This is a genomic window from Flavobacterium kayseriense (genome assembly GCF_014305095.1).
Classification (GTDB): Bacteria; Bacteroidota; Bacteroidia; order Flavobacteriales; family Flavobacteriaceae; genus Flavobacterium; species Flavobacterium kayseriense.
The window spans coordinates 350,443-374,670 of record NZ_JACRUI010000004.1; the positions used below are offsets into that span (position 1 = coordinate 350,443).

Here is a 24,228-nt window from a genome sequence, read left to right on the forward strand (position 1 = left end):
TTTGAATAAATATTTCAAAGGTAAAATTCATATATGATAATTGATATACCTCTAAGAAACTATAAGATTTTATGTATATTTGTGCACAAAATTCTCACAATGAAGGTTAAAGCCATAGTCCTGTTTATTCTTTTTTACCCAACATTTTTTGTTTTTTCGCAAGAAACAAAGCTACAATCATCACATATTTTGGTAGAAGACCAAAAAGGAAACCTAATTCAAAGTGAAGAAGCACAAAAAACATTTTTAAAAAGTCGGGAAGAAAAAAGGGTCAAAGAACTTCAAGAGTTACAAAAAGCAACACTAAGTTCAAAAAAAAGTGCCCTACAACAGGCCGTTGAAATGTGTTCAAATGGAGGGTTTGAACAACATGAAAGTATTACTGGTTCTAGTTACCTTAAAAATTTTCTTTATACAATAGGTGATCCTGCTGGGCCCACCCAATGTCGCTCTATTACAAATAATGCTGATTCATACATAAATCTTTACAACCCCAATAATCTTAATCTAATGGCTACCAGTGTCTCATCCAACTTGGTAGACCCTTATATTGGAGACATTAAGGGGTTTGATCAATATGCGCTTAAAATAAATCACGAAAACTCCTCTACTTATGGAGCAATTGTTCAAGGTAAAAGATTCAAAACCAATAATGAAAATTATCTGAAATTTAATTACAAAGCCGTATTACAAAGTGTTTACGACAACAGCCATGCTGACAATCAAGCATTTGTAAAAGCGCGTATTTTAAATAAAAAAGGGGTTGTAGTAAACGAATTTTGTTTAGTAGGAGATGAAAAAAACTGTATTTTCACCAAAGTCCCAAGTCAAAGTTCCAATTATGTAACTTTGTACACATCAAACTGGCAATCTGGATTATTAGATATTTCGTCTATTCCTAACAATGAAGAATTTACCGTTGAATTTATGGCGTCTAGATGTGGACTCGGTGGACATTTTGGTTATATGTACATTGATGATATTTGCTTGCTGCATTCCGATGAAAATTTTCAAGGATCTGTAGAACTTGAACCTCTAAATAAAGTATGCCCTACTTTACCTGTTGCAGTTTGTGGAAGCTATACTGTGCCAAATTCTGGAGGAATAGCGGCAACTGTAAAAAAAATCACTTTAACTGTTTACAATAGCAGTAATGTTTCAGTATACAGCACTTCTACAACTTCAAGTTTGGACACAACAAATAAAAAGTTTTGCTTCACCCTAAGTGCTAGTAATTTTCCAAATACTAGCAATGCTAATTACAATGTAGGAGTTCAAGTTGATTATGATACCCCTACTGCCTCTACTTGCGCGGGAACTTCATTCAATTCAGCCGTAGATTCTGATGCAAATCCGGGATGGGATATTTCATTTTTGAATTGTGATTCCAGTTGTAATTTTAATGTAAATACAGCAAAAATTTCGCAATGTGATGCAAATCGGGACGGAACTGAGAATTTCGATTTGACAAAGTTTAATGCTCTGGTAGTTGCTTCAAACACTGGTCTAAGTTTTAAGTACTACAAAAATTATGATGATGCAGCAGCCAATTTAAATGAAATAACCAATTTTACTAGCTATCCGAGTACGAGTACCTCTTTATTTGTTCGAATAAATAAAAGCGCTTCATGCTTTAAAATAATTTCGACTAGTTTAGAAGTGAAAAATCCAACGGCAAACATTACAGGTATTTTAAATGTTTGCTCAGGAAGTACTCTATTGACAGCAACTTCGGGATCTACCTATCTTTGGAATACAGGAGAAACTACGCAAAGTATTACCGTTAACGCCATTGGTAATTATTCTGTAACTGTAGCTGATTCTTTTGGCTGTAGTAGTACTGCCACTGTTAGTATTGAACCGAGTCAAACTGCCGTTTCTCCTATTTTGCAAATTACCCAACCCTCTTGTTTCAGTACAACAGGGAGCATTGTTATAACCTCAACAGCAGCCGAATATAGTTTTGACGACGGAGTAACTTGGACTACAAACAATACTAAGGATAATCTATATCCAGGAAGTTATTCCGTTAAAATAAAAACAATAAACGGATGTATTTCCTATTCTCAGAAAGCAACAATAACTGGTGTATCAACTTCTTACCCAAGTTATACCTATTCTAGTCCTTTATTTTGCGGAGATGTTGGACGAATTACAATTTTAACACCATCTACATACTATAGCTTTGATGATGGTGTAACCTGGGTCAATAATTCCACTGACGACAATTTGAAACCTGGACTTTATAAAATCCGTACAAAAGATGCGCAAGGATGTATTTCTGCCGCTAATAATGTGTTACTAAGTAGCACTACTTTAGATGATCCAACCTATACTTTAATACTGCCTGCGTGTACTGTTGTTGGGAGTATAACTATTAATTCAGTTGCTGATTTTTATACTTTTGATGGGGGAACAACATGGGTTACTACCAATAATTTGACTAATTTAACTGCAGGAAGTTATCGCGTAGGAATTAAAAACGCCTTGGGCTGTACATCTAATTTTAATTATGTTTATTTGGATGATTTTACTAGTTCATACCCTAGGATTACTACTATACAACCTATTTGCGGAAGTAATGGTAATATTACAATCGACACAGTTGCTGACTTTTATAGTTTTGATGATGGAGCAACCTGGACCACTAATAATACAGCTGATTTACCATACGGAACTTATAAAATAAAAGTAAAAAACAGTCTAGGATGCGTCAGCGCCATTAATTACGCGTATTTAAATCAACCATTATTGAGTGCGCCAATTGTTAGTATCGAGCAACCCACTTGCGGTGCAAATGGAAAAATCAGTATAAATTCGTTATCCGATTTTTACAGCTACGATAACGGTCAAACCTGGACAACTTCAAATACGAAATCATTGCCGCCGGGCTTTTACTACGTTATAGTAAAGAATAGTATGGGATGTGTATCATATGGAAACGGAATTTATTTGAATAATCCATATATCGATGCGCCAACATATACTGTTACCCAACCCACCTGCACTGCTCTTGGAAGTATCACCATAAATACAATTGCAGACTTTTATAGTTTTGATGGAGGCAGCACTTGGGGAACAGATGCTACTTTAGCAAATTTAAACATTGCTGGATATTACAATATATCTACAAAAAACAATCTGGGTTGTAGTTCTAATTCAATCTCCGTGTATATATCTGGATACAATCTGCCCGCTCCTGATTACACTTTTATCAATCCTAGTTGTGGGAATATTGGTTCAATTACATTCAACGCAACTGCTGATTTTTACAGTATTGATTACGGACAAACTTGGAGCACAAATAATGTTTTCTCAAATTTAAGTGCTGGATACTACTATTTGCAAATAAAAAAAGCTAATTGTGTTTCAAATAGTTTTGGTGTTAATTTGGATAGTAACTATTTGGCTCCACCAAAAGTAACCGCAGTACAACCTGGCTGTGGAACAAATGGATCAATCACTTTTTCAACAACTGCAGATTTTTATAGCCTTGATGGTCAAAATTGGGTTACAAATCCAGTTTTTAACAATCTCACTCCAGGTTTCTACAGTGTGAAAACAAAAAATGCATCTGGCTGTGTTTCAATTCCTAACTATATATCGCTTTCCCCTTTTTATCTCCCTAATCCCACTTTCACAACAGTGCAGCCAACTTGTGGTAATGGTGGAAATATAACCTTTACGGTAGCAGCAGCGTTGTACAGTATAGATGGTGGCACTACATGGAGTAATAGCCCCGTGTTTACTAATCTAAACCCAGGTTATTACTATTTAGGCATAAAAAATGCTACAGGTTGTACATCTAATTTTTATCTATCCAATGTAAGTCTCCAAAACTATTACTTACCTAATCCAGATTTCACACTAATTCAGCCAACTTGTGGCACTAACGGTAGTATCACGTTTGCAACAGTAGCGGATTCCTATAGTTTTGATGGTGGCAAAACGTGGACCACAAATCCACAACTTACTGGACTTACCTCTGGGTATTATAACCTATTAATACAAAATACTATTGGCTGCAAATCATATGTTATATCCGTTTATATTCAGCCATATTATCTTCAAAATCCAAAGGTAAAAGTAATACAACCTAGTTGCGGAAATGGCGGAAGCATAAGCATAACTACGCCAGCTGATCAATATAGCTTTGACGGAGGTACAACATGGACTTCAGATCCTATATTATTAGATCCAAAACCAATAACTTATACTATTCTTATCAAAAATGCTAAGGGATGTACTTCATATTCGCAATATTACTCGATCAATAAATATTACATAGCCTCCGTAAATATCTCCTCAATTCAACCAACCTGTGCTACTCCTTTTGGAACCATAATAATAAATACAATAGCAGATCAGTATAGTTTTGATAATGGTGTAACTTGGACTACAAATCCTATTAAGAAAAATTTAGCAAGCGGTAATTATACTGTTATTGTGAAAAATGCGCTAGGCTGTACCTCATCTGGCTATTCTATCTATATTAGTACCCCACCTACTATTCCAGCTCCACCATCGGTCCAGATTGTTCAACCATCGTCCTGTGGAGCAACAGATGGACGGATTACCGTAACAACTCCTGCTATTAGTTATAGCTTTAACGATGGAAATAGCTGGACAACAAACCCAACAAAAATTAATATTGGAGAAGGCACTTATATTATTAAAATTAAAACGAATTCATACAGTTGTGAATCTTTAACGAACGTAGTGAATTTAAACTCAGGCACAACAATCGCAGCCCCAGCATATGCCGCAACGCAACCCAATTGCAGCTCGCCAAAAGGTTCGATTACCATTACTACAAATGCAGCAACTTACAGTTTTGATAATGGATTAACTTATGTTTATTCTAATACAAAAAATGATCTTACACCTGGTATTTACAAGATAAAAATAAAAAATGCTGCAGGATGTATTTCAGATGTTACTGGAGTAACTATAAATGCAATATCGGCACTCCAAGCTCCCGACTTTACCGTAGTTCAACCAAATTGCACTAATTCTTTAGGATCAGTAAGTATCACAACTATTGCAGATTTATATAGTTTTGATAATGGAATCACTTATGGGAATTCGAATACAAAATCTAATGTTACGCCAGGGACCTATAATGTAAAGATAAAATATAACTCAGATTGTATATCCCTAAGCAATACAGTAACAATTAACGCAGCTCCTGTAACTCCTGAAGTGCCAAAAGTAATTATTTCAAATCCCCAAGGGTGTGGGACAATTACTGGGACAATTACAGTATTAACTACTGCAAATTTGTATAGCTTTGATGACGGTAACAGTTGGCAAACAAATAACACCGCTAGCTTAGCGCCAGGAAACTACTTAATCCGAACAAAATTAACAAATGGATGTGCATCAAATACATTTGCAGCAACAATCAATCCAGCACCAAATACGCCTTTAACTCCCACAGTTTCTGTTGTGCAACCAACTAGCTGCGGCAATCCATTTGGAGCAATTACTGTCACTAGTGCAGCATATGAATATAGTTTTGACAATGGTTTACATTATTCAACTAATCCAGTTTTAGGGAATTTCATACCTGGGACACACTTAGTTCGTGTTAAAAACAGCAGCGGATGTGAATCATTACCAATAGCTGTACTAATCAATATCCCTACAGATTACCCCACCCCTCCCGTATTTACAAGTATCCAACCTGACTGTAATAATCTAAAAGGCTCGATAACTATTACCGACAATGCTGCACAATACAGCTTCGATAATGGTACAACATGGACAACAAATGCAACACAATCAAATCTAGCTCCTGCAACATATTTAATAAAAGTTAAAAATAATATTGGTTGTATTTCAAATTCATCCTCTGTTATTATAATTCCATTTACAAATTTCACTATCAAACCAACACTGTCAAACTCACAAACATTCTGCATCCAACAAAATGCAACAATCCAGGAAATTGCAGTGACTGGCCAAAATATAAAATGGTATGACGCTTTGACTAATGGAACGGTTTTACCATTTATAACGCAACTGCAAAACGGAACAACCTATTACGCTAGCCAAACAATAAATGGTTGTGAAAGTATTAGAACACCAGTTTTAATTACTATCCAAGATAGCTCAGCTCCAATAGGACTGGCAATCCAGACATTCTGTGCAAGTCAGAGTCCAACATTAAGCGCTATTATAGTTACTGGATCTCAAGTCAAATGGTTTGATGCCGCGAATAATTCGCTAACAACAACAACAACTTCTTTGCAAGACGGTCGTACTTATTATGCCACTCAAACAGTGAACGGTTGCGAAAGCACCAATAAATTAGCTATTACTATATCATTAATCAATACTTTGCCCGCAAATAATTATGAAGAATTGTTGTGTGATGATTTAAACGATGGTTCTGAAAAAGTAAATTTGATGAACTATAATTCAAAGCTAATTGCTAACACCGTGGGATATACATTTGCTTATTATTCAAGCTATGCAGCCGCATCAAATCAATTGACAAACAATCAAATTCTTGATTTTTCTGATTTTAAATTAGCTTTGGGAGCTAAAACAATTTATGTTCGAATTAATTCAGCTTCGGCCTGCTTCGCAATCGCTCAACTAAAACTAACTCTTTTAGCAAAACCTAAAATAACAATTCCTGATGTGGTTCCTATTTGTGAAAGCAGCAGTATTACCATTGATGCTGGTTTAGGGTTTGATCACTATTTGTGGTCAACTGGAGAAACCACATCATCTATAATAGTTACAAGCCCAAATAACTATTGGGTTACCGTAACCAAAAATTACGATCTAATTAGTTGCTCAAATACTAAAAACTTTGAAGTCACAAAGTCAAATATAGCCAGCATTACTTCCATTGACATCAAGGATTGGACTGATAATGAAAACGCGATTATGGTGTATACTACTGGTAACAGTGACCTTGAATATTCTATTGATGGAATTAATTATCAAGACAATAATCAGTTTACAAACTTAATTAGCGGCAAATACATGGTTCATGTACGAGATAAAAATGGTTGCGGCACGGTCACTGAGGAGGTGAATTTATTAATGTATCCAAAATTTTTCACTCCTAATGGTGATGGATATAATGATACTTGGAGTATACGCTTTTCTGAAAATGAACCGCAATTATCAGTTAAAATATTTGATCGATACGGTAAGCTAATAACTGTACTTAATCAAAACCAAGTCTGGAACGGAACCTATAATGGGCAACTGATTCCTGCAACTGATTATTGGTTTGTAGTAAATCGGGCAGATGGAAAAGAATACAAAGGTCATTTTAGCCTGAAGCGATAGAAAACAATTTCAAAATTACATTGATACCTAAATTAGGATAAAAAACTTCAATATCTTTAGTGTCCATGATCCCTTAATGTATGCCGTATCCGGATAAGGAGTATTTAATGGTTTAAAAGGTGGTGCGATGAGCAAAAGTTTGATTTTCAAGAGAAATTGTTGCCAACCAAACATGAGGGATAATTTTAGTTTCTATTATTCCCCGCGCAAAAAATCACGGAATGTTACTATTCTACTACAAAGAACATTAAATTATGAGCGTATTTAATTACATTTGAAAAATTATGCCTTTGCAAGACTATCTTTTATGAAAAAAACATTATTATTTCTATTTTTCATTTTTTCAAGCTTTTGTTTTTCTCAAGAAATCTGCAACAACGGTTTAGATGACGATGGAGACGGAAAAATAGACTTAAACGATAGTGATTGCAATTGTAACAATTCTGCAATAACTTCACTTTTACCAAATCATTCTTTTGAAGAAAAAACAAGCTGTCCTCAAAATTACAATGATATTGCTACATTTAATAATTGGTCAAAAGGAACTATCCCATCTCCAGACTATATAAATGCCGATTGTTCTCTTTTTAATGAGATTTACAAAAAAAATCTTCAAAATTTCCCTGATGGCAAAGGAATTGTGAGAGCTGTTTATAAAAACAATAAGAAAGAATATCTAGCTACTAAATTACCAACACCATTACTTTCGGGAGTAAACTATCAATTAACATTGAATATAGCTACACTAATGAGTATCGAAACATCGAACTTAAGCAAAAATTTTGATTTTAACTTTTTACACCCCACCTACGTAACACTTTATGGATGCAACAACAAAAATAATTTACTATTATCTACCACTACTGACCCAAGTTCATTTGACTCTTCTTGGATTGAAATTGGAAAAGTGCTCTATCAGCCTCAGACCATTTGGAGTGAAATAACACTTAGTTTTACTACAAATATTGATATTAACGCCATCATGCTTGGGCCAGAGAAAGTTTTACCACCGTCATTTAATACAGAATATGAACCATCATTCTTATATGATAACTTAATATTAAATACAGCTGAAAAGTATGGTGTCACTATTAATCAATCTGGTAATTTTTGCAATAATGATTTAATATTGACGGCTAACCTGAATAAAACTTTTAGTTTAGCAACAGCGTTCCAGTGGTATCAAAATGGTATCGCTATAAACGGAGCGAACAATAAATCATATTCAATTCCCTCAATCAAAACAAATCTAGGAGAATACACGGTAAAAGTTACTGATGGAAATGATTGCTATATTAGTTCAAAATTAACTATCAACAATTATATTCCTAATCCATCTGTCACAGTAATTCAGCCTAATTGTCAAGATACAAATGGTTACATTAAAGTTAATGCTCCTGGAATTGAAAATAGTTTTGAAAAAGGTTTGCCTTTGCTTTCAGAAGACTATTATATTTCAAAAGATTTAGTTTGGCAAACAGATGCCAATTTTATCACAAAGGAATATGGTAAATATTATATCCAAACAAGAACCGCTTCAGGTTGTATTTCTACACCTACAATTGTAACAATAAATCCTCCAATATTACTAAACACACCCTCATTCTCAATAATTCAACCAACTTGCAGTTCTAGTGGAACTATCACTATAACATCACCAGCGTCGCAATTTAGTTTTGATAATGGTTTGACTTGGCAAAACAATGCCACCAAAACAAATTTACCTGAAGGTAATTACTTGCTTAAAATAAAAAATAGTAGCGGTTGTGAATCCTATTCACAAAGTGTTTTTCTTTTTCCATTTTATATTGAATACCCCACTTTTACATCAACAGCGCCATTATGCAATATAGGTGGAACTATAACAATTACTACAATTGCTTCAGAGTATAGTTTTGACAATGGTAAAACATGGAGTACTAATCCAACTGCTACAAATTTGCTCCCTGGAGCCTATTATATGAAAATAAAAAATGAATCTGGGTGTGAATCGCAATCTTCCATTCATCCTATTTATTTTGAAAAATATTATGCTACCTATCCAGAATTCAAATTTATCCAACCAAACACATGTGGTGAAACTGGAAGTATTACTTTTTTAAAATCTTCATATCAATATAGTATTGACGGAGGACAAACATGGTTAGAAACACCAATCTTCACTAATTTGCAAGTTGGTAATTATGTACTAAAAACAAAAAACGAACTTAATTGTGAATCACTAGCCAGCACAGTTAAAATAAATTCATACATCCCAAAACCAACTTATACTATTGTAAAGCCTCAGTGTCAAACAAACGGGAGTATTACCATAAACACAATTGCAGCATTTTATAGTTTTGATGATGGTGTAACATGGGAAGTCAATCCTACTAAGTCGGATTTACCTTCAGGAATGTATCCAGTTAAGATTAAAAATGCATTAGGTTGTGAATCTGATGTTGAATATGTAGAGTTACCTGCTTTTTATTTTGATGAACCTACATACAAAATAACAAATCCAAATTGTGAAACTGAATCAAAATGGAGAATTACCATTACAACTCCTGCAGCATTTTATAGTTCCGACGGCGGAGTAACATGGAGTACAAATCCTAGCTTTTCGAATCTAGTTTACGGAACGTACTTCTTGAAAATTAAAAATGATCTAGGATGCGAATCAAAAAATAATTTCGTAGTTATAAATAATGAATATTACTTAGATCCTCCTGAATATTCTGTTGTACAACCAACATGCACTACTTCAGGAAGTGTTACTATTACAACTCCAGCGGCATTTTATAGTTTTGATGATGGTGCAACATGGAGTACAAATCCAACCTACGTTCACTATTCCCAGGGCTCTATTAGTGCTTATCTTAGGATTAAAAATGAGTCAGGTTGTATCAGTAAATATAACTGGTTCTATATTGATCAGAATCTTCTTCCAGACCCAACATATTCTATGGTACAACCAACATCCTGTGATGATAATGCAGTAGGCAGCATTACTATAACAAGTTCAGCCGATTTTTATAGTTTTAATAATGGAAATAGTTGGAGTACTAATCCTACTGCTACAAACTTACCAGTAGGTTTTAAATATCAACTAAAAACAAAAAATAAAGAAGGATGTGAATCAGGAGCTCCTACGGTAGAATTTACTCCTGTTAAAATAAAGGAGGCTGAATACATAGCTATCTATCCAACTTGTGAAAGAGCGGGAAGTATTACAATCACGACACCAGCGCCTTTTTACAGTTTCGATGGTGGAGAAACCTGGGGTACCAACCCTGTTGCTACAAATTTACCACTTGGTTACTATTATCCTAAAATAAAAAACGAATCTGGATGCATATCTGAAACAAGATATTCTGTTGTTTTCAATGAATATTACATAACAGGATTTCAGGTAGAAGCAACTCAACCTACTTGCGAATCTGGCAACAAGGGTACTATTACAATAGATCCCCTTTTTGATCAATACAGTTTTGATGGTGGTAGAACCTGGAGTCAATACAATACAGCATCAAATTTATTTCCAGGAGATTACACAATTAGGGTCAAGGATAACCTCGGTTGCCAATCTTGGTATAGAAGTGTAACACTTTATGCTTTTTATTTACCTAAACCAAATTACACATCAACTGCCCCAATATGTGGAACAGGGGGAAGTATTACTATAACAACTACATCAGCCTTTTATAGCTTTGATAATGGAGAAACATGGGGAACAAATCCAACTAAAAAAGATTTAGAGGAAGGATTTTATACTATAAAAATTAAAAATGAATTAGGATGCGAATCTTATCCACAAAACATTTATGTTCCAAAATTTTACCTGAATAAACCATTGTTCTCTATTACGCAACCTGATTGCGAAGCATTAGGTAAAATAACTTTTACAACAAATGCTGCAGCATACAGCATCGATAATGGTATTACTTGGTCAGCGATCGCTACATTTACCAATTTAAATTCTGGAAATTATTATTTAAAAATTAAAAACAATTTAGGCTGCGAATCAAATTATGAATCAGCTTATCTTTACAATGTAAATATTCCGGCGCAAACACCAACTATTTCAGTGGAACAGCCGAGTAGTTGCACAAATTCCAAAGGAAAAATAACCATAAGTACTACTGCTAATCTATACAGTTTTGATAATGGAATTACGTGGTCTGCTACTCCAACTGCTATAGATTTAACCACGGGTGATTATTTCATCAAAATTAAAAATAGTATTAATGGTTGCCAATCTCTTTCTGTCAAAGCTACTATCAACCCTCCTTTAGACGCAATAAGTATACCTAATTACACCATTTCTCAACCAACAAGTTGTGCTAATCCCTTTGGATTAATTAGCATCACAACAGTTGCTTCTGAATACAGTTTTAATAATGGTTTAAGTTGGACAAAGAATGCTAATTCTAGTAACTTGCCCTCTGGTTTATACAAGATCAAGATTAAAAATGCAGCAGGTTGCGAATCAGAAGCAGTTATAATTCAAATAATTAGACCTACTGATTATCCTGAATTACCAACCACCACAATATTACAACCAAACTGTTTAAACCCAAAAGGACTTATTACTATAACAAGTGTTGGTAGTCAATATAGTTTTGATAATGGTTTAACTTGGAGTTTAAACCCAACATCTGGTTATTTGAGCTCTGGCGATTACTTGGTTAAAATTAAGAATGCAGCTGGATGTATCTCTGAAGCATCAACGTCCATCGTAATTCCATTCATTGATTTCCCTGCAAGACCTGTAGCTTTTTCTCCCCAAACCTTTTGCATCCAACATAATGCAACAATCAACAATATTACAGTAAGTGGCCAAAACATAAAATGGTTTAATGCTTTGACGAATGGAACGGTTTTACCAAACACAACAGAACTGCAAAACGGAATCACCTATTATGCTTCACAAACGATTGACGGTTGTGAAAGTGATAGAGCTGCTATTTTTATAAATATTCAAAATACACCTACACCAACTGCAGACGCTAATCAAAGTTTTTGTAGTACACAAAATGCTAAATTGAGCGATATTGCCATTACGGGAATCAATATAAAATGGTACGATGCTTCTAATACTGCATTACCAAACACCACTCTAATCGCTGACAATACCATTTACTACGCGTCACAAACCGTGAATAGTTGTGAAAGTGTCAATAAGCTTGCAGTAAGCACCTTTTTAATCAATACGTTGAATGCAACCAATTACTCGGTAGAATTTTGTGATGAAGATAATGATGGAAAAGAAACTTTAAACCTTCCGACCTACAACCAAAAATTGATTATAAATCCTACAGGCAATAGCTTTTCTTATTATAATTCTTTTGCAGCTGCTGAAAATAAAATAGTAAATAGTCAAATCAATTCTATCAATAATTTTATTTTACCAATAGGTTCACAAACCTTATTTGTCCGTATCGACTCTCATAACGGTTGTCATCAAGTAGTTGAATTAAATCTGACATTGTATACTAAACCTATTATTCCTATTCAAGATCTAATGCCGATTTGCGAAGGAAGTTCGATTACAATAAATGCAGGAAACGGTCACGACAATTACCTATGGTCAACTGGTGAAACTTCGCCAACAATCCTAATTCAAAATCCTGGTAATTATTCGGTAACGGTCACTAACAACTACAATACTATTTCTTGTTCTAGTACTAAAAATTTTACTGTAAATAAATCTACTGTTGCCTTCATAACTGGTATCGAAACACAAGATTGGACCGATAATCAAAATACCATCAAAGTGTTTGTAACTGGACAAGGTAATTATGAATACTCACTTGACGGAACCAATTTTCAAGACAATAATGAATTTATGAACATTATTACCGGAAAATACATGGTTCATGTACGAGATAAAAATGGTTGCGGCACGGTCACTGAGGAGGTGAATTTATTAATGTATCCAAAATTTTTCACTCCTAATGGTGATGGATATAATGATACTTGGAGTATACGATTCTCTGAAAATGAACCGCAATTATCAGTTAAAATATTTGATCGATACGGTAAGCTAATAACTGTACTTAATCAAAACCAAGTCTGGAACGGAACCTATAATGGGCAACTGATTCCTGCAACTGATTATTGGTTTGTAGTAAATTGGGCAGATGGAAAAGAATACAAAGGCCATTTTAGCTTGAAGCGCTAAAGTCATTGCTGAAATCTGGAAGTTTATACAGTAGTACTTCTAAATTTGACTTTTATTTATGAAATCAAGAAAGTTGAAGTTCCAATATTTTTGGTATTTTTACAAAAACAAATTTACACATGCCAACAGACTGTATCAGCTATCAAGATTCTGGATATTTTTCTCCTTTGATGAATGATTATTTGAATCAAAAAGATACGCTAAACAAACTATATAATCGATTCCCTACTTTAGAAAATTTTGGAAAGCAATTACAAGAAAAGTCAGCAAATTTCTCCAATGGAAATAGAGCACTCCTTGTAAAAGCATTACAAGAACAATATTCTAAGATCAATATTTCGGATTTAACTGCGCAAAACATTAATTTGTTACAGTCAACCCATACCTTTACAATAACCACGGGACACCAACTAAATTTGTTTAGCGGTCCCTTGTATTTTTTGTACAAAATCATCTCTACCATTAACCTCACTAAAGAGTTAAAAGCCAAATACCCGGACAACGATTTTGTACCCATTTACTGGATGGCAACAGAAGACCATGATTTTGAAGAAATTAATTATTTTAATTTTAAAGGTAAAAAATTTCGATGGAACAAGGAAAGTACAGGACCTGTAGGCCGATTATCAACGGAAGGTTTAAGTGAATTTTTCGATATTTACCAGCAAGAGTTAGGCACAAGCACTAATGCAGAACAATTAAAAAAAATATTTACAAAGTCGTATTTAGAGCATGATAATTTAGCTGATGCAACGCGTTATTTAGCCAATGCTTTATTTGGAGACTTCGGTCTAGTTATTCTAGATGCCGATAGCACTGACTTAAAACGCAGTTTCATCCCGTTTGTAAAAGATGAACTTGTACAGCATACATCCCATAAAGCAGTTTTAGAGACGACAGAACAACTTCAAGAATACAACATACAAGTTAACCCTCGTGAAATTAACTTGTTTTATATTGAGGACACGGTAAGAGAACGTATTATATTAGAAAATGATGTTTACAAAATAAATAATACTAAGCAAGAGTTTAGTCTTGAACAAATTTTAGTCTTATTGGAAAGTAATCCAGAGCGCTTTAGCCCTAATGTTATCATGAGACCATTGTATCAGGAGGTAATTCTGCCTAATCTTTGTTATATCGGTGGAGGTGGTGAAATTGCCTACTGGCTAGAACTAAAATCTTTTTTTGATGCAGTAAAAGTTACTTTTCCAATGCTATTGGTACGAAATTCAGTGCTATTAGCCACCGAAAAGCAGGCTAAAAAAGCAGACAAACTAAATTTAAATTGGACAGATTTATTTTCGAAACAAATGAATTTAGTGAACAAGAAAACAGCTCAATTATCTGCGTTTTCAATAGATATGTCCCCGCTAAAAGAACAGTTAAAACAACAGTTTGAAACTTTACACCTCATAACAGAGCAAACAGACACCTCATTTGTAGGTGCCGTCAAAGCACAAGAGACAAAACAACTAAAGGGTTTAGATAATTTAGAAAAACGCTTATTAAGAGCTCAAAAACGAAAATTAGCAGACGTTTTAGAACGTGTAACCGATTTACAGAACGAACTTTTCCCAAATAAAAGCTTGCAAGAGAGACAAACTAATTTCTCAGAATTTTATTTGGAAAATGGCGAAAAGCTAATTTCTACATTACTGAAGCAGTTAAAACCGTTAGACCAAAATTTCACAATCACAATTCTGTAATTTGAACTAAAATTTTAGCAACAATTCTAATAAAAAAATAGTATTTTTGCCCAAAATATAAAAATAAACAAAAAAATGGCTACTAATAGAACTTTTACAATGATCAAGCCTGATGCTGTTGCTAACGGACACATCGGAAACATTCTTGCAATGATTACAAATGCAGGTTTCAAAATCGTTTCTTTAAAATTAACACAACTTACAGTTGCTGACGCTCAAGCATTTTATGCTGTTCACGCTGCTAGACCTTTTTACGGTGAATTAGTTGAATTCATGTCAAGAGGACCAATCGTTGCTGCTATTTTAGAAAAAGATAACGCAGTAGAAGATTTCAGAACTTTAATTGGAGCTACAAATCCAGCTGAGGCTGCTGAAGGAACTATCCGTAAAGCATACGCTACTTCAATTGGAGAAAATGCAGTACACGGTTCTGATAGTGATGAGAACGCAGCTATCGAAGGTGCTTTCCATTTTGCTGGAAGAGAGCAGTTCTAATATATTGCTAAACATACATGGTTTTTAAAGTCAAATTTAAAAATCTACAATATTAATAATCCCGTCTGCACGAGCATGACGGGATTTTTTATAAAACAAACTTTCGTTTAAATTCTTATCTCAAAACGACATCTTTAACAACATCGCGGCGTAATTCCTCATTAATCATCGTAATAATTTTTGATTTACCATGACTCAACTCTTCCCTTAAAACCGCCGATGTCAGCTCTACATAAAGTGTACTTCCTTTTAACACTACATTGCGCGTATAACTATTCACGCCATTTCCCATTAAATTACTCCAGGCATCTTTAACATCTATTTGATCCATGCCGGGTTGTAACTTATTAACTTGAATAATCTGTTTCAACACATCACCCACCGTACTCTGATTACTTAGTCTTTTCGCCATCTCCTAATAAATTTATTGCTTCTGTTTTCTTGTAATGATATTCTTTTTTATCGGCATTTACCACCACTAATTCTGCATCAGTAAGCGTTACAATTTCCTCACTCCATTTCATAAATGGAGTTTTATAATCCAAAAACACCTGATCATCTACAAAACGAACCGCTACCGCTTCCTGAGTATCATTCACTAAAAAAGTCCCGTTTAATTGCGGCATAACTTTCTTTCTAAATCCTGAGTTATCTTTAATATCAAAAAAATCATAGGTTTCATTCATCTTATAATCCTTGTCATCCCCTTTATCAAAAACTACTTTTTCTATCTCCCAATAGCCATTAATTTTAGCAATATCAGTAGGCTCAATTTTTTGCTTGCAGGCAATAAACAATAAGGAAATAAATAAAATTTTAAAACTACTTTTCATGTGCAATACTATTTAAATATATAACTATAATTTTTAGGAGCTATTTCCCGCTGTTCGCTGTATCCTCGTGTTAATTGTTCCATTCTTCCACAATCAACACTCGGGATGCCGCTTCCATCAGGGCTAGGAAATCCCGGTACATAACATCTTTATCCTTTTACAAAGTTACTCTTAAAAAGGGCAAAGCAAAAGAAAAATACATTAAACTATTTTAGCTATTTTTGATCAAAGCAAAAAATAACCGTATACCAAATGATAAAACATACCTCAATATTAGTACTACTTGTATGCTGTATTGCTTGTAGCAAAGAGCCTGTAAGAAGCAATCCGATTTCAGAAAACATGTACTTCCCTCCGGTAACAAACACTATCTGGGAAACGAAATCTATAGCAAACCTAAATTGGAACCAAAACGCGGTGCAACCACTGCTCGATTACCTTGAATTAAAAAACTCAAAATCTTTTATGATCATCGTAAACGGACGAATTGTAATCGAAAACTATTTTAATAACCATAGCGCATCTACTAATTGGTACTGGGCAAGCGCAGGAAAAACATTAACGACTGCTGTCACAGGAATAGCAGAACAAGAAAACTTAATCGATATAAACGCTAAAGTATCTACCTATTTAGGACCGGGTTGGACGAGTGAACCGCTAAATAAAGAAAACTTAATTACTTGCAAAAACCTGCTTACCATGACTTCAGGAATTGAAGACATCTTAAATGGTGATGGAGTAGCTCCAGGAAATTTACAATACAAAGCCGATGCTGGAACACGTTGGGCCTATCACAACGTTTATGTAAAACTGCAGGATGTGATTGCTCAAGCAAGCGAACAAACTTGGTCAAATTACTTTAATACCAAACTACGAGATAAAATAGGAATGGATGGTGCATGGCTTACCATTGATAATAGTAGTGTATATTTTAGCACAACCAGAAGTATGGCACGTTTTGGATTGCTAGTACTCAACAACGGAAAATGGGAAAACAACACCATCATTAATCCAAACTATTGCACAGCAGCTACAACCTCTTCACAAATCATCAATCAAGCCTACGGATATCTGTGGTGGCTAAACGGCAAATCAAGTTACCGTTTACCACAATCACAACAAGAGTTTCAAGGCAGTTTAATACCTGCAGGTCCAAAAGATATGTTTATGGCACTAGGCAAAAATGATCAAAAGATTTACGTGATACCTAGTAAAAAAATGGTGGTTGTTAGAATGGGTGAAGCCGCGGACAATGTTAATTTAGCTTTATCTGATTTTGATAATGCACTTTGGACAAAAATAAATGCTTTGTATAATTAAAATCCACCTACAAGACAATCGCGCTAGATCATTTGAAGTTGAAAAAAATTATTCACCTAAATATTCATCCAAAAACAAAATAACATTCACTTTATAAATTCGATAAGACGAAAAGTGACTCTCCACCGCAGCTCTAAATTTTGTGTGATTATTCAAATAAAAGGTTTCACATTGAACATCATCACATTCTCTAATCATTTCAAGTTTGTTACAAAATTCGACCAATTGATCTTGAAAAGATTCATTTAAAATTTGTACGGTGTTCAAATCCTGCAATAAAGTGTCAACGTTACTTTTGCTATTCTCTACTTGTTTAAAAAGACGTGAAGTTAGCATTCTCTCAAAAAATAAGATCTCGATATTAATCATTGCGATCTCTTCTGTCCAAAACTTAATGTCTTGATCCATAAATTTCATTTGGACCTCATCAATCGTTTCGTGTTTATAAATTAAATCTTTCATATATCGTTCTCTGTTATAAATTATTGGGGCTGTCTTACATCAATAATAGCGATGTTTTTTATCCCTGAAGGAAAAACCCACTCGAGTATATCCCCTTGTGCATATCCAAATAGCGCCAATGCCATTGGGGACAGAATAGAAATCTTACGATTGGTTATATCACTCTTTTCTGGAATAACAATTTGGAAACTTTGCTCCGATCCACCAGAGGTTGTAATTGTTATTTCTGAATTAAAACGTATCACATCCTGCGGCATCTTCTGAGATTCTAGAATTTTTGCTGTGAGTAGCTCTAATTTTAGTTTTTTTAATGATGCAGCGTAGGAAGCATCTTCTATACTGTGAGCATTAGCTATACTTCTAAGTAGTAATCCCTGCTCTTTTTTATCTACTATTAGTTGACCGTATTTCATATATAAATGAATTTAATGACAAGATAAACCTTTATAGAAATGGGTAATAACTATAAAGGTTTACACTCTTAATTAAAATTATGGAAAAATACCACGTTGAACGTAAGCGGTTTCTATTCGCTTTATTGCTAATATGTATGCCGCAGTCCTCCAATCGGTTTTATCGTCAACAACAACTTTTTCTACTTTAAGGAAAACCTCAGTAAGTTTTTTGTCGATCTTAAACATAACTTCATCCAACTGCCACAATTCACCATTCCTATTTTGTAACCACTCAAAATAACTACCAATTACACCTCCAGAATTACACAAGATATCTGGAATTATCGTGATCCCCTTATCAAGTAATATTGTTTCACCTTCCGTATCTATAGGACCGTTTGCACCTTCCGCAATCACATCAGCTTTTACTAAATAGGCATTTTCAGCAGTGATTTGATTCCCTAATGCAGCTGGAATTAAAATATCACAATCTAATCCAAAGAAAGAAGATGGATCAATTTCATCTGCCCCTTGAAAACCTTGAATCGAACCTTTTCTTGGCTTAGAATGCACAAACAAATCCTCTACAGCAATACCTGCATCATTAAAAATTGTAGCATGAGCATCTTGTACCGCTACTAAAATAGCGCCATCATTTGTTAAAAAATGAGAAGTCCAATAGCCTACGTTTCCAAAACCTTGAACAATAAATTTCTTCCCAACTAAACTTTCACCTTTACTTTTATATAGCAACTTAATTGTCAAGTAAACACCATATCCAGTCGAGCGATTTCTTCCTTCTAAACCACCAGAACCTACGGGTTTCCCTGTTACAACATGTTGATTACGAGAACGCTCTGATGATGATTTAGTAGACATAAAAGTATCTGCCATCCATGCCATGGTCTGCTCATTTGTATTCACATCCGGTGCTGGAATATCGTGCTCTGGGCCTATATTCTCTCCTAAAGCATAGGTAAAACGTCTTGTTATCCTTTCCAACTCTCCAATAGAATACGCTCTTGGATCAATTTGGATTCCACCTTTAGCACCTCCGTAAGGCAATCCCGCTAATGACGTTTTCCAAGTCATCCACATTGCTAAAGCTTTAGCATCTTCTACATCTACGGTAGGATGATAGCGCAAACCTCCTTTATAAGGACCTAGCGCATTATTGTGTTGTACTCTATATCCTGTGAAAATTTTTACTTCACCCGTATCCATTTTAACTGGAAAATGAAGTATTATTTCATTGTTAGTAATTGATAAAATATTTCTGATGTTAGAATTCAAATGGATCAAATCTGCCGTTTTATTAAACTGCTGCATCACATTATCCAACATGCTTTTTTTGGTATTCTCTTTTACTGCTGTCATATATTCTAATTATAAAGTTCACAAAACATTTTATTAGTTCGCTGCAAAGTGCAGTAAGAGTTAGCGTCGCAATTACTACATAATCCGGCACTACTCTCTGTGATCGCTACCTCTATTTTATCAGCTAGCATAACGCCACAACTCAAAGTATTACTCCTTTTTCCCATGCCTGAAAACTTGCTAATAGGAACAAAGTCCATTGTTTGTTGATTTAGTGTATTCATCTTTTACAATTTATTTTTTTTATTCATTGTTTTGCATCTAATAGACAATAGGTATGCCAACACAACATATTGATGTACCATAAAACAAAAAAACCCTTATATCTAAGGGTTTAGGTTTTTAATAAATTAAAATAGAAGAAAAACTACCGGAGAGAAAATACCCGATATGGGAGAAATCACCCAATAAAAACGGAACTAATTCTCAATTTTTTGACGAAGTGTTTTGCGATCGATTTGAAGAATCTCGGCCGCACGCGTTTTATTATTTCCCACTGCTGCAAGCACTTTAAGTATGTGCGCTTTTTCAACATCTTTTAAAGATTTAAGTTCTTCATTTTCTTGAGGAATTGAATATTTTAAATATTCAGGAACATCACTTAACTCAATTTGATCAGCACTCATAATTATCATACGTTGTACAACATTTTCAAGCTCTCGAACATTTCCAGGCCAAGAATGTCTTTTTAAAACATCAAACACTTTATCAGAAATAGTTATAGAAGGCTTATTGTATTCTGCCCCATATTTAGTTAAAAATGTCGTAGTTAATAATTTAATGTCGTTCTTACGTTCTCTTAGTGGAGGCGTCTCAATATTTACCACGTTGAGTCGATAGTAAAGATCTTCTCTAAACAGTCCTTTACTAGCTAGATCATAAAGATCTGCATTAGTCGCAGCTATTATTCTTAGTTCTATTGTTTCAGATTTTTGAGACCCCACTCTGCTTACTTCTTTTTCTTGAAGTACACGTAGTAATCTTGTTTGCGTACTTAAGGGTGCTGTTCCAATTTCATCTAAAAAAATAGTACCGCCATTAGCTGCTTGAAAAAAGCCATCTCTTGTTTCATTTGCACCTGTAAATGCCCCTTTAACATATCCAAAAAGCTCTGATTCTATTAGATTTTCTGGGATAGCACCACAATTTACAGCAATAAATGGTTTAGAGGTGAATATTCCTTGATTGTGAATAGCCTTTGCTACAAGCTCCTTACCTGTTCCGCTCTCTCCTTGTATTAAAATGGTTGCTCTATTATCTTTTACACGCTCAATTACATCAAACAGGTCTACCATTTGCTGTGATTGACCAACAATATTACCATAGTTAGCAACATTTTCAAAAACAGTAGTTTTCACTTCTTTAGTTGTAACTTTAAAACCATCCTTATTACCAAAAACTTTTAAAACGGCATTTTTTAGTTCGTCATTAGTAAAAGGCTTAGCTAAGTAATCTAAAGCACCTGATTTAACGGCTTCAACAGCGCTATCAACAGAAGGGAATCCAGTAATTACAAGCTTTGGAATAAGAGGAAAACGCTCTTGAACATATTTTACAAGTTCAATACCGTTAATGCCAGGCATTTGTAAATCAGTGATTAGCAGATCAATTTTAGTAAATTTTAAAATTTCAATCGCTTCGACAACAGAGGAAGCCTTATAAGTATGAAAATTTAGAGCTTTTAAATTGCGATGAAGCAACTCAAGCATATCATAATTATCATCTACAATTAAAATATTTTCTGTATTTAATTTCATTTGGAATTACTTAGCGGTAATCGAACTTGAAAAACAGTTCCTTTAGGTTTATTATCAAAGGTAATTATATCCCCTTTATGACTTTTTACAATTCCGTGCACTACACTTAAACCTAGGCCGGATCCTTCTCCAATAGGTTTGGTAGTAAAAAAAGGTTCGAATATTTTAGATTTTAGATTAGGATCAATACCTACGCCTTGATCTTTCACTTCTACAAAAAAACTATTTTCTAAGGTGTACGTTTTAATTATGATAATCGTATCAAGAGGAGAAGCGTATATCGCATTTATCAAAATATTAAATAATACTTGAGTAAATTGAATAGGATCAAGTTGTGCTTCTAATTCAAAGTCTTCAATATCTATTTCATATCTAAGGCTGGCTTTTACAAAGTTAGGTCGCAATAAACTCACTGCTTCTGTAAGTATCGGAATGACTTTTACAAATTTCATGTTCTGAGGCATCTCACATGAAAAAAACATTAATTTCTTAACCACCTCTCTAGAATAAATTGCTGCTTTTATAATTTTAGCGCTATCCATCTGTGATTGTTTTTCCTTGGATTTTTCATTAATAAACTCAGCAAAGCCTAATATATTTCCTAACGGTGTATTTAATTCATGTGCAATTCCAGCTGTTATTTCACCTAAAATAGAAAGTCTATCAATACGCTCAGCACTTCGCTTTAAAAGGATTTCTTTCCTCTCGTTTAAATGTTTTTCATAAAAAGAGGTAATATCAGTGACTACTTTTTTTAATAATTTTTCTTCATCATTCAAAAAATGCTGATTACAAAATTTATCCGAGGGGTAGTGTACTTTAATATAACCTAAATCATTATCGAAGATTTTAATTATTACTTTTTGAAAGATAGTATCTATAGGAAGGATGTTTGTGGTGCTGTAATAGTGCTCTAATTTAAATTCGACAATAGAATCTTCCGAAAAACGCCAAGCATTTTTTAAAATAAAGCAAATTGAGTCAAACTTGTCTTCTATCGCACTATCTTGTTTAGCAAGCGCAGAAGAAACGTCATATAAGCAAGTTAGTTCTTTTATTCGTTCTTTTAATATTTCTTCAGTAGATATATAACTCATAAAAAAATCGCTTTAAAAAATGGTTATGGAAGAAATCTAACTAGTTTAGTTGTATCGACTCTCGATAAGAATTAAAACTTTAAAACACGTTAAATAGTAATATATTTTAAATATTATGAAGAAACTAAATAGGATAGTACACAGTAAAACGAGTTCTACTTTGAACTCACTTTCTTGTAAACACCAAATAAAAATAACACAACACCAGCGCCTAAAAAAGCTCCATGTGCGAATTGCGATTTATCTCTAACCACATTGGCGATAACAAAACAAATTAGACTTATGAAATACAATTGAAGCGGACTAATATCTTTCATGGTACCTAGCATTATTTAAAAAAACTATCTACAAATTCAAATTTATTAAAAACTTGTAGGTCTTCAATTCCTTCTCCAACACCTATATATTTCACTGGAATTTTGAACTGGTCTGAGATACCAATTACAACTCCACCTTTTGCAGTACCATCAAGTTTTGTAACCGCTAATGCAGTGACCTCTGTAGCTGCTGTAAATTGCTTAGCTTGTTCAAAGGCATTTTGACCAGTTGATCCATCAAGTACCAAAAGTACATCATGCGGCGCATCAACAACTACTTTTTGCATCACACGCTTTACCTTTGTAAGCTCGTTCATTAAATTTACTTTGTTATGTAAGCGTCCTGCTGTATCTATGATAACGATATCTGCATTTTGCGCCACAGCTGATTGCAAAGTATCAAATGCAACTGAAGCGGGATCAGAACCCATATTTTGTCTTACAATAGGAACTCCTACTCTGTCTGCCCAAATTTGTAATTGATCAATTGCTGCCGCTCTAAACGTATCTGCAGCCCCAAGTACAACATTGTACCCTTGCTTTTTAAACTGATAGGCTAATTTACCAATAGTCGTAGTTTTACCCACACCATTTACCCCAACAACCATTAAAACGTATGGTTTACTATTGATAGGTATGACAAACTCTGTTGCTTCTCCAGTATTGGTTTCAGATAATAATGCCGCAATTTCTTCTTGCAATATACGATTCAACTCGTCTATCCCTAAATACTTATCCGCTGCAACACGTTCTTCTATTCGAGTTATAATTTTCAAAGTAGTATCGACACCTACATCAGAGGAAACTAAAATTTCTTCTAAATTATCTAAAACATCATCATCAACCTTAGATTTACCGGCAACTGCTTTACTTAATTTAGAGAAAAAGGTTGTTTTGGTTTTTTCTAGACCTTTGTCTAGACTTTCTTTCTTCTCTGATGAAAATATTCTTTTAAAAAAACTCATTGTATCATTGGTATTAAAAATGAATCA

15 protein-coding genes are annotated in these 24,228 nt (G+C 34.1%); 5 read left to right on the top strand and 10 right to left on the bottom strand.

All coding sequences use genetic code 11. The annotated features are described in order from the left end of the window. The first annotated feature begins 99 nt into the window (after positions 1 to 99). The 4 genes from H8R22_RS12850 to H8R22_RS12865 all read left to right on the top strand — a co-directional run bounded on the left by H8R22_RS12850 (position 100) and on the right by H8R22_RS12865 (position 15,678). Positions 100 to 7,311 (top strand): T9SS type B sorting domain-containing protein, encoded by a 7,212-nt coding sequence (locus H8R22_RS12850; protein WP_187010793.1) that lies wholly within the window; start codon positions 100 to 102, stop codon positions 7,309 to 7,311. Positions 7,312 to 7,618: 307 nt separating this feature from the next. Continuing rightward, positions 7,619 to 13,474, top strand: a complete 5,856-nt coding sequence (locus tag H8R22_RS12855) for a T9SS type B sorting domain-containing protein (protein WP_187010794.1) — start codon at positions 7,619 to 7,621, stop codon at positions 13,472 to 13,474. Between the two features lie 119 nt (positions 13,475 to 13,593). Further along, positions 13,594 to 15,183: a bacillithiol biosynthesis cysteine-adding enzyme BshC gene (gene bshC, locus H8R22_RS12860; protein WP_187010795.1), complete on the top strand. Its 1,590-nt coding sequence runs from the start codon at positions 13,594 to 13,596 to the stop codon at positions 15,181 to 15,183. Between the two features lie 75 nt (positions 15,184 to 15,258). Continuing rightward, on the top strand, positions 15,259 to 15,678 hold the full coding sequence (locus H8R22_RS12865; RefSeq protein ID WP_072941331.1) for a nucleoside-diphosphate kinase: 420 nt from the start codon (positions 15,259 to 15,261) through the stop codon (positions 15,676 to 15,678). A gap of 115 nt (positions 15,679 to 15,793) precedes the next feature. Here the strand turns inward: H8R22_RS12865 and H8R22_RS12870 are convergent, their stop codons facing one another. Both H8R22_RS12870 and H8R22_RS12875 read right to left on the bottom strand, forming a co-directional pair. Beyond that, positions 15,794 to 16,090, bottom strand: a complete 297-nt coding sequence (locus tag H8R22_RS12870; RefSeq protein ID WP_187010796.1) for a DUF721 domain-containing protein — start codon at positions 16,088 to 16,090, stop codon at positions 15,794 to 15,796. Continuing rightward, on the bottom strand, positions 16,071 to 16,511 hold the full coding sequence (locus tag H8R22_RS12875; protein WP_187010797.1) for a lipocalin family protein: 441 nt from the start codon (positions 16,509 to 16,511) through the stop codon (positions 16,071 to 16,073). The genes H8R22_RS12870 and H8R22_RS12875 overlap by 20 nt, the downstream gene beginning before the upstream one ends. Positions 16,512 to 16,763: 252 nt before the next feature. Between H8R22_RS12875 and H8R22_RS12880 the strand changes: the two genes are divergently transcribed. After that, positions 16,764 to 17,831: a serine hydrolase domain-containing protein gene (locus tag H8R22_RS12880; RefSeq protein ID WP_187010798.1), complete on the top strand. Its 1,068-nt coding sequence runs from the start codon at positions 16,764 to 16,766 to the stop codon at positions 17,829 to 17,831. 48 nt (positions 17,832 to 17,879) lie between these two features. Here H8R22_RS12880 and H8R22_RS12885 read toward each other — a convergent pair whose 3' ends face one another. The 8 genes from H8R22_RS12885 to ftsY all read right to left on the bottom strand — a co-directional run bounded on the left by H8R22_RS12885 (position 17,880) and on the right by ftsY (position 24,201). Continuing rightward, positions 17,880 to 18,293 (bottom strand): hypothetical protein, encoded by a 414-nt coding sequence (locus H8R22_RS12885; RefSeq protein ID WP_187010799.1) that lies wholly within the window; start codon positions 18,291 to 18,293, stop codon positions 17,880 to 17,882. A 20-nt stretch (positions 18,294 to 18,313) separates the two neighbouring features. Continuing rightward, on the bottom strand, positions 18,314 to 18,706 hold the full coding sequence (locus tag H8R22_RS12890; RefSeq protein WP_187010800.1) for a GreA/GreB family elongation factor: 393 nt from the start codon (positions 18,704 to 18,706) through the stop codon (positions 18,314 to 18,316). Between the two features lie 78 nt (positions 18,707 to 18,784). Beyond that, positions 18,785 to 20,065 (bottom strand): Glu/Leu/Phe/Val family dehydrogenase, encoded by a 1,281-nt coding sequence (locus H8R22_RS12895; RefSeq protein ID WP_187010801.1) that lies wholly within the window; start codon positions 20,063 to 20,065, stop codon positions 18,785 to 18,787. Positions 20,066 to 20,070: 5 nt separating this feature from the next. After that, complete coding sequence (locus tag H8R22_RS12900; RefSeq protein ID WP_187010802.1) at positions 20,071 to 20,289, bottom strand: hypothetical protein; 219 nt, start codon at positions 20,287 to 20,289, stop codon at positions 20,071 to 20,073. Positions 20,290 to 20,484: 195 nt separating this feature from the next. Beyond that, positions 20,485 to 21,822 carry a sigma-54-dependent transcriptional regulator gene (locus H8R22_RS12905; RefSeq protein WP_187010803.1) on the bottom strand — a complete coding sequence of 446 codons (1,338 nt, stop codon included), beginning with the start codon at positions 21,820 to 21,822 and terminating at the stop codon, positions 20,485 to 20,487. Next, the gene (locus tag H8R22_RS12910) at positions 21,819 to 22,919 is read right to left on the bottom strand and encodes a sensor histidine kinase (RefSeq protein WP_187010804.1); all 1,101 of its coding nucleotides are present in this window, start codon (positions 22,917 to 22,919) and stop codon (positions 21,819 to 21,821) included. The genes H8R22_RS12905 and H8R22_RS12910 overlap by 4 nt, the downstream gene beginning before the upstream one ends. A gap of 155 nt (positions 22,920 to 23,074) precedes the next feature. Next, positions 23,075 to 23,236: a hypothetical protein gene (locus H8R22_RS12915; RefSeq protein ID WP_187010805.1), complete on the bottom strand. Its 162-nt coding sequence runs from the start codon at positions 23,234 to 23,236 to the stop codon at positions 23,075 to 23,077. A gap of 11 nt (positions 23,237 to 23,247) precedes the next feature. Continuing rightward, the gene (gene ftsY / locus H8R22_RS12920; RefSeq protein WP_187010806.1) at positions 23,248 to 24,201 is read right to left on the bottom strand and encodes a signal recognition particle-docking protein FtsY; all 954 of its coding nucleotides are present in this window, start codon (positions 24,199 to 24,201) and stop codon (positions 23,248 to 23,250) included. Positions 24,202 to 24,228 lie beyond the last annotated feature (27 nt).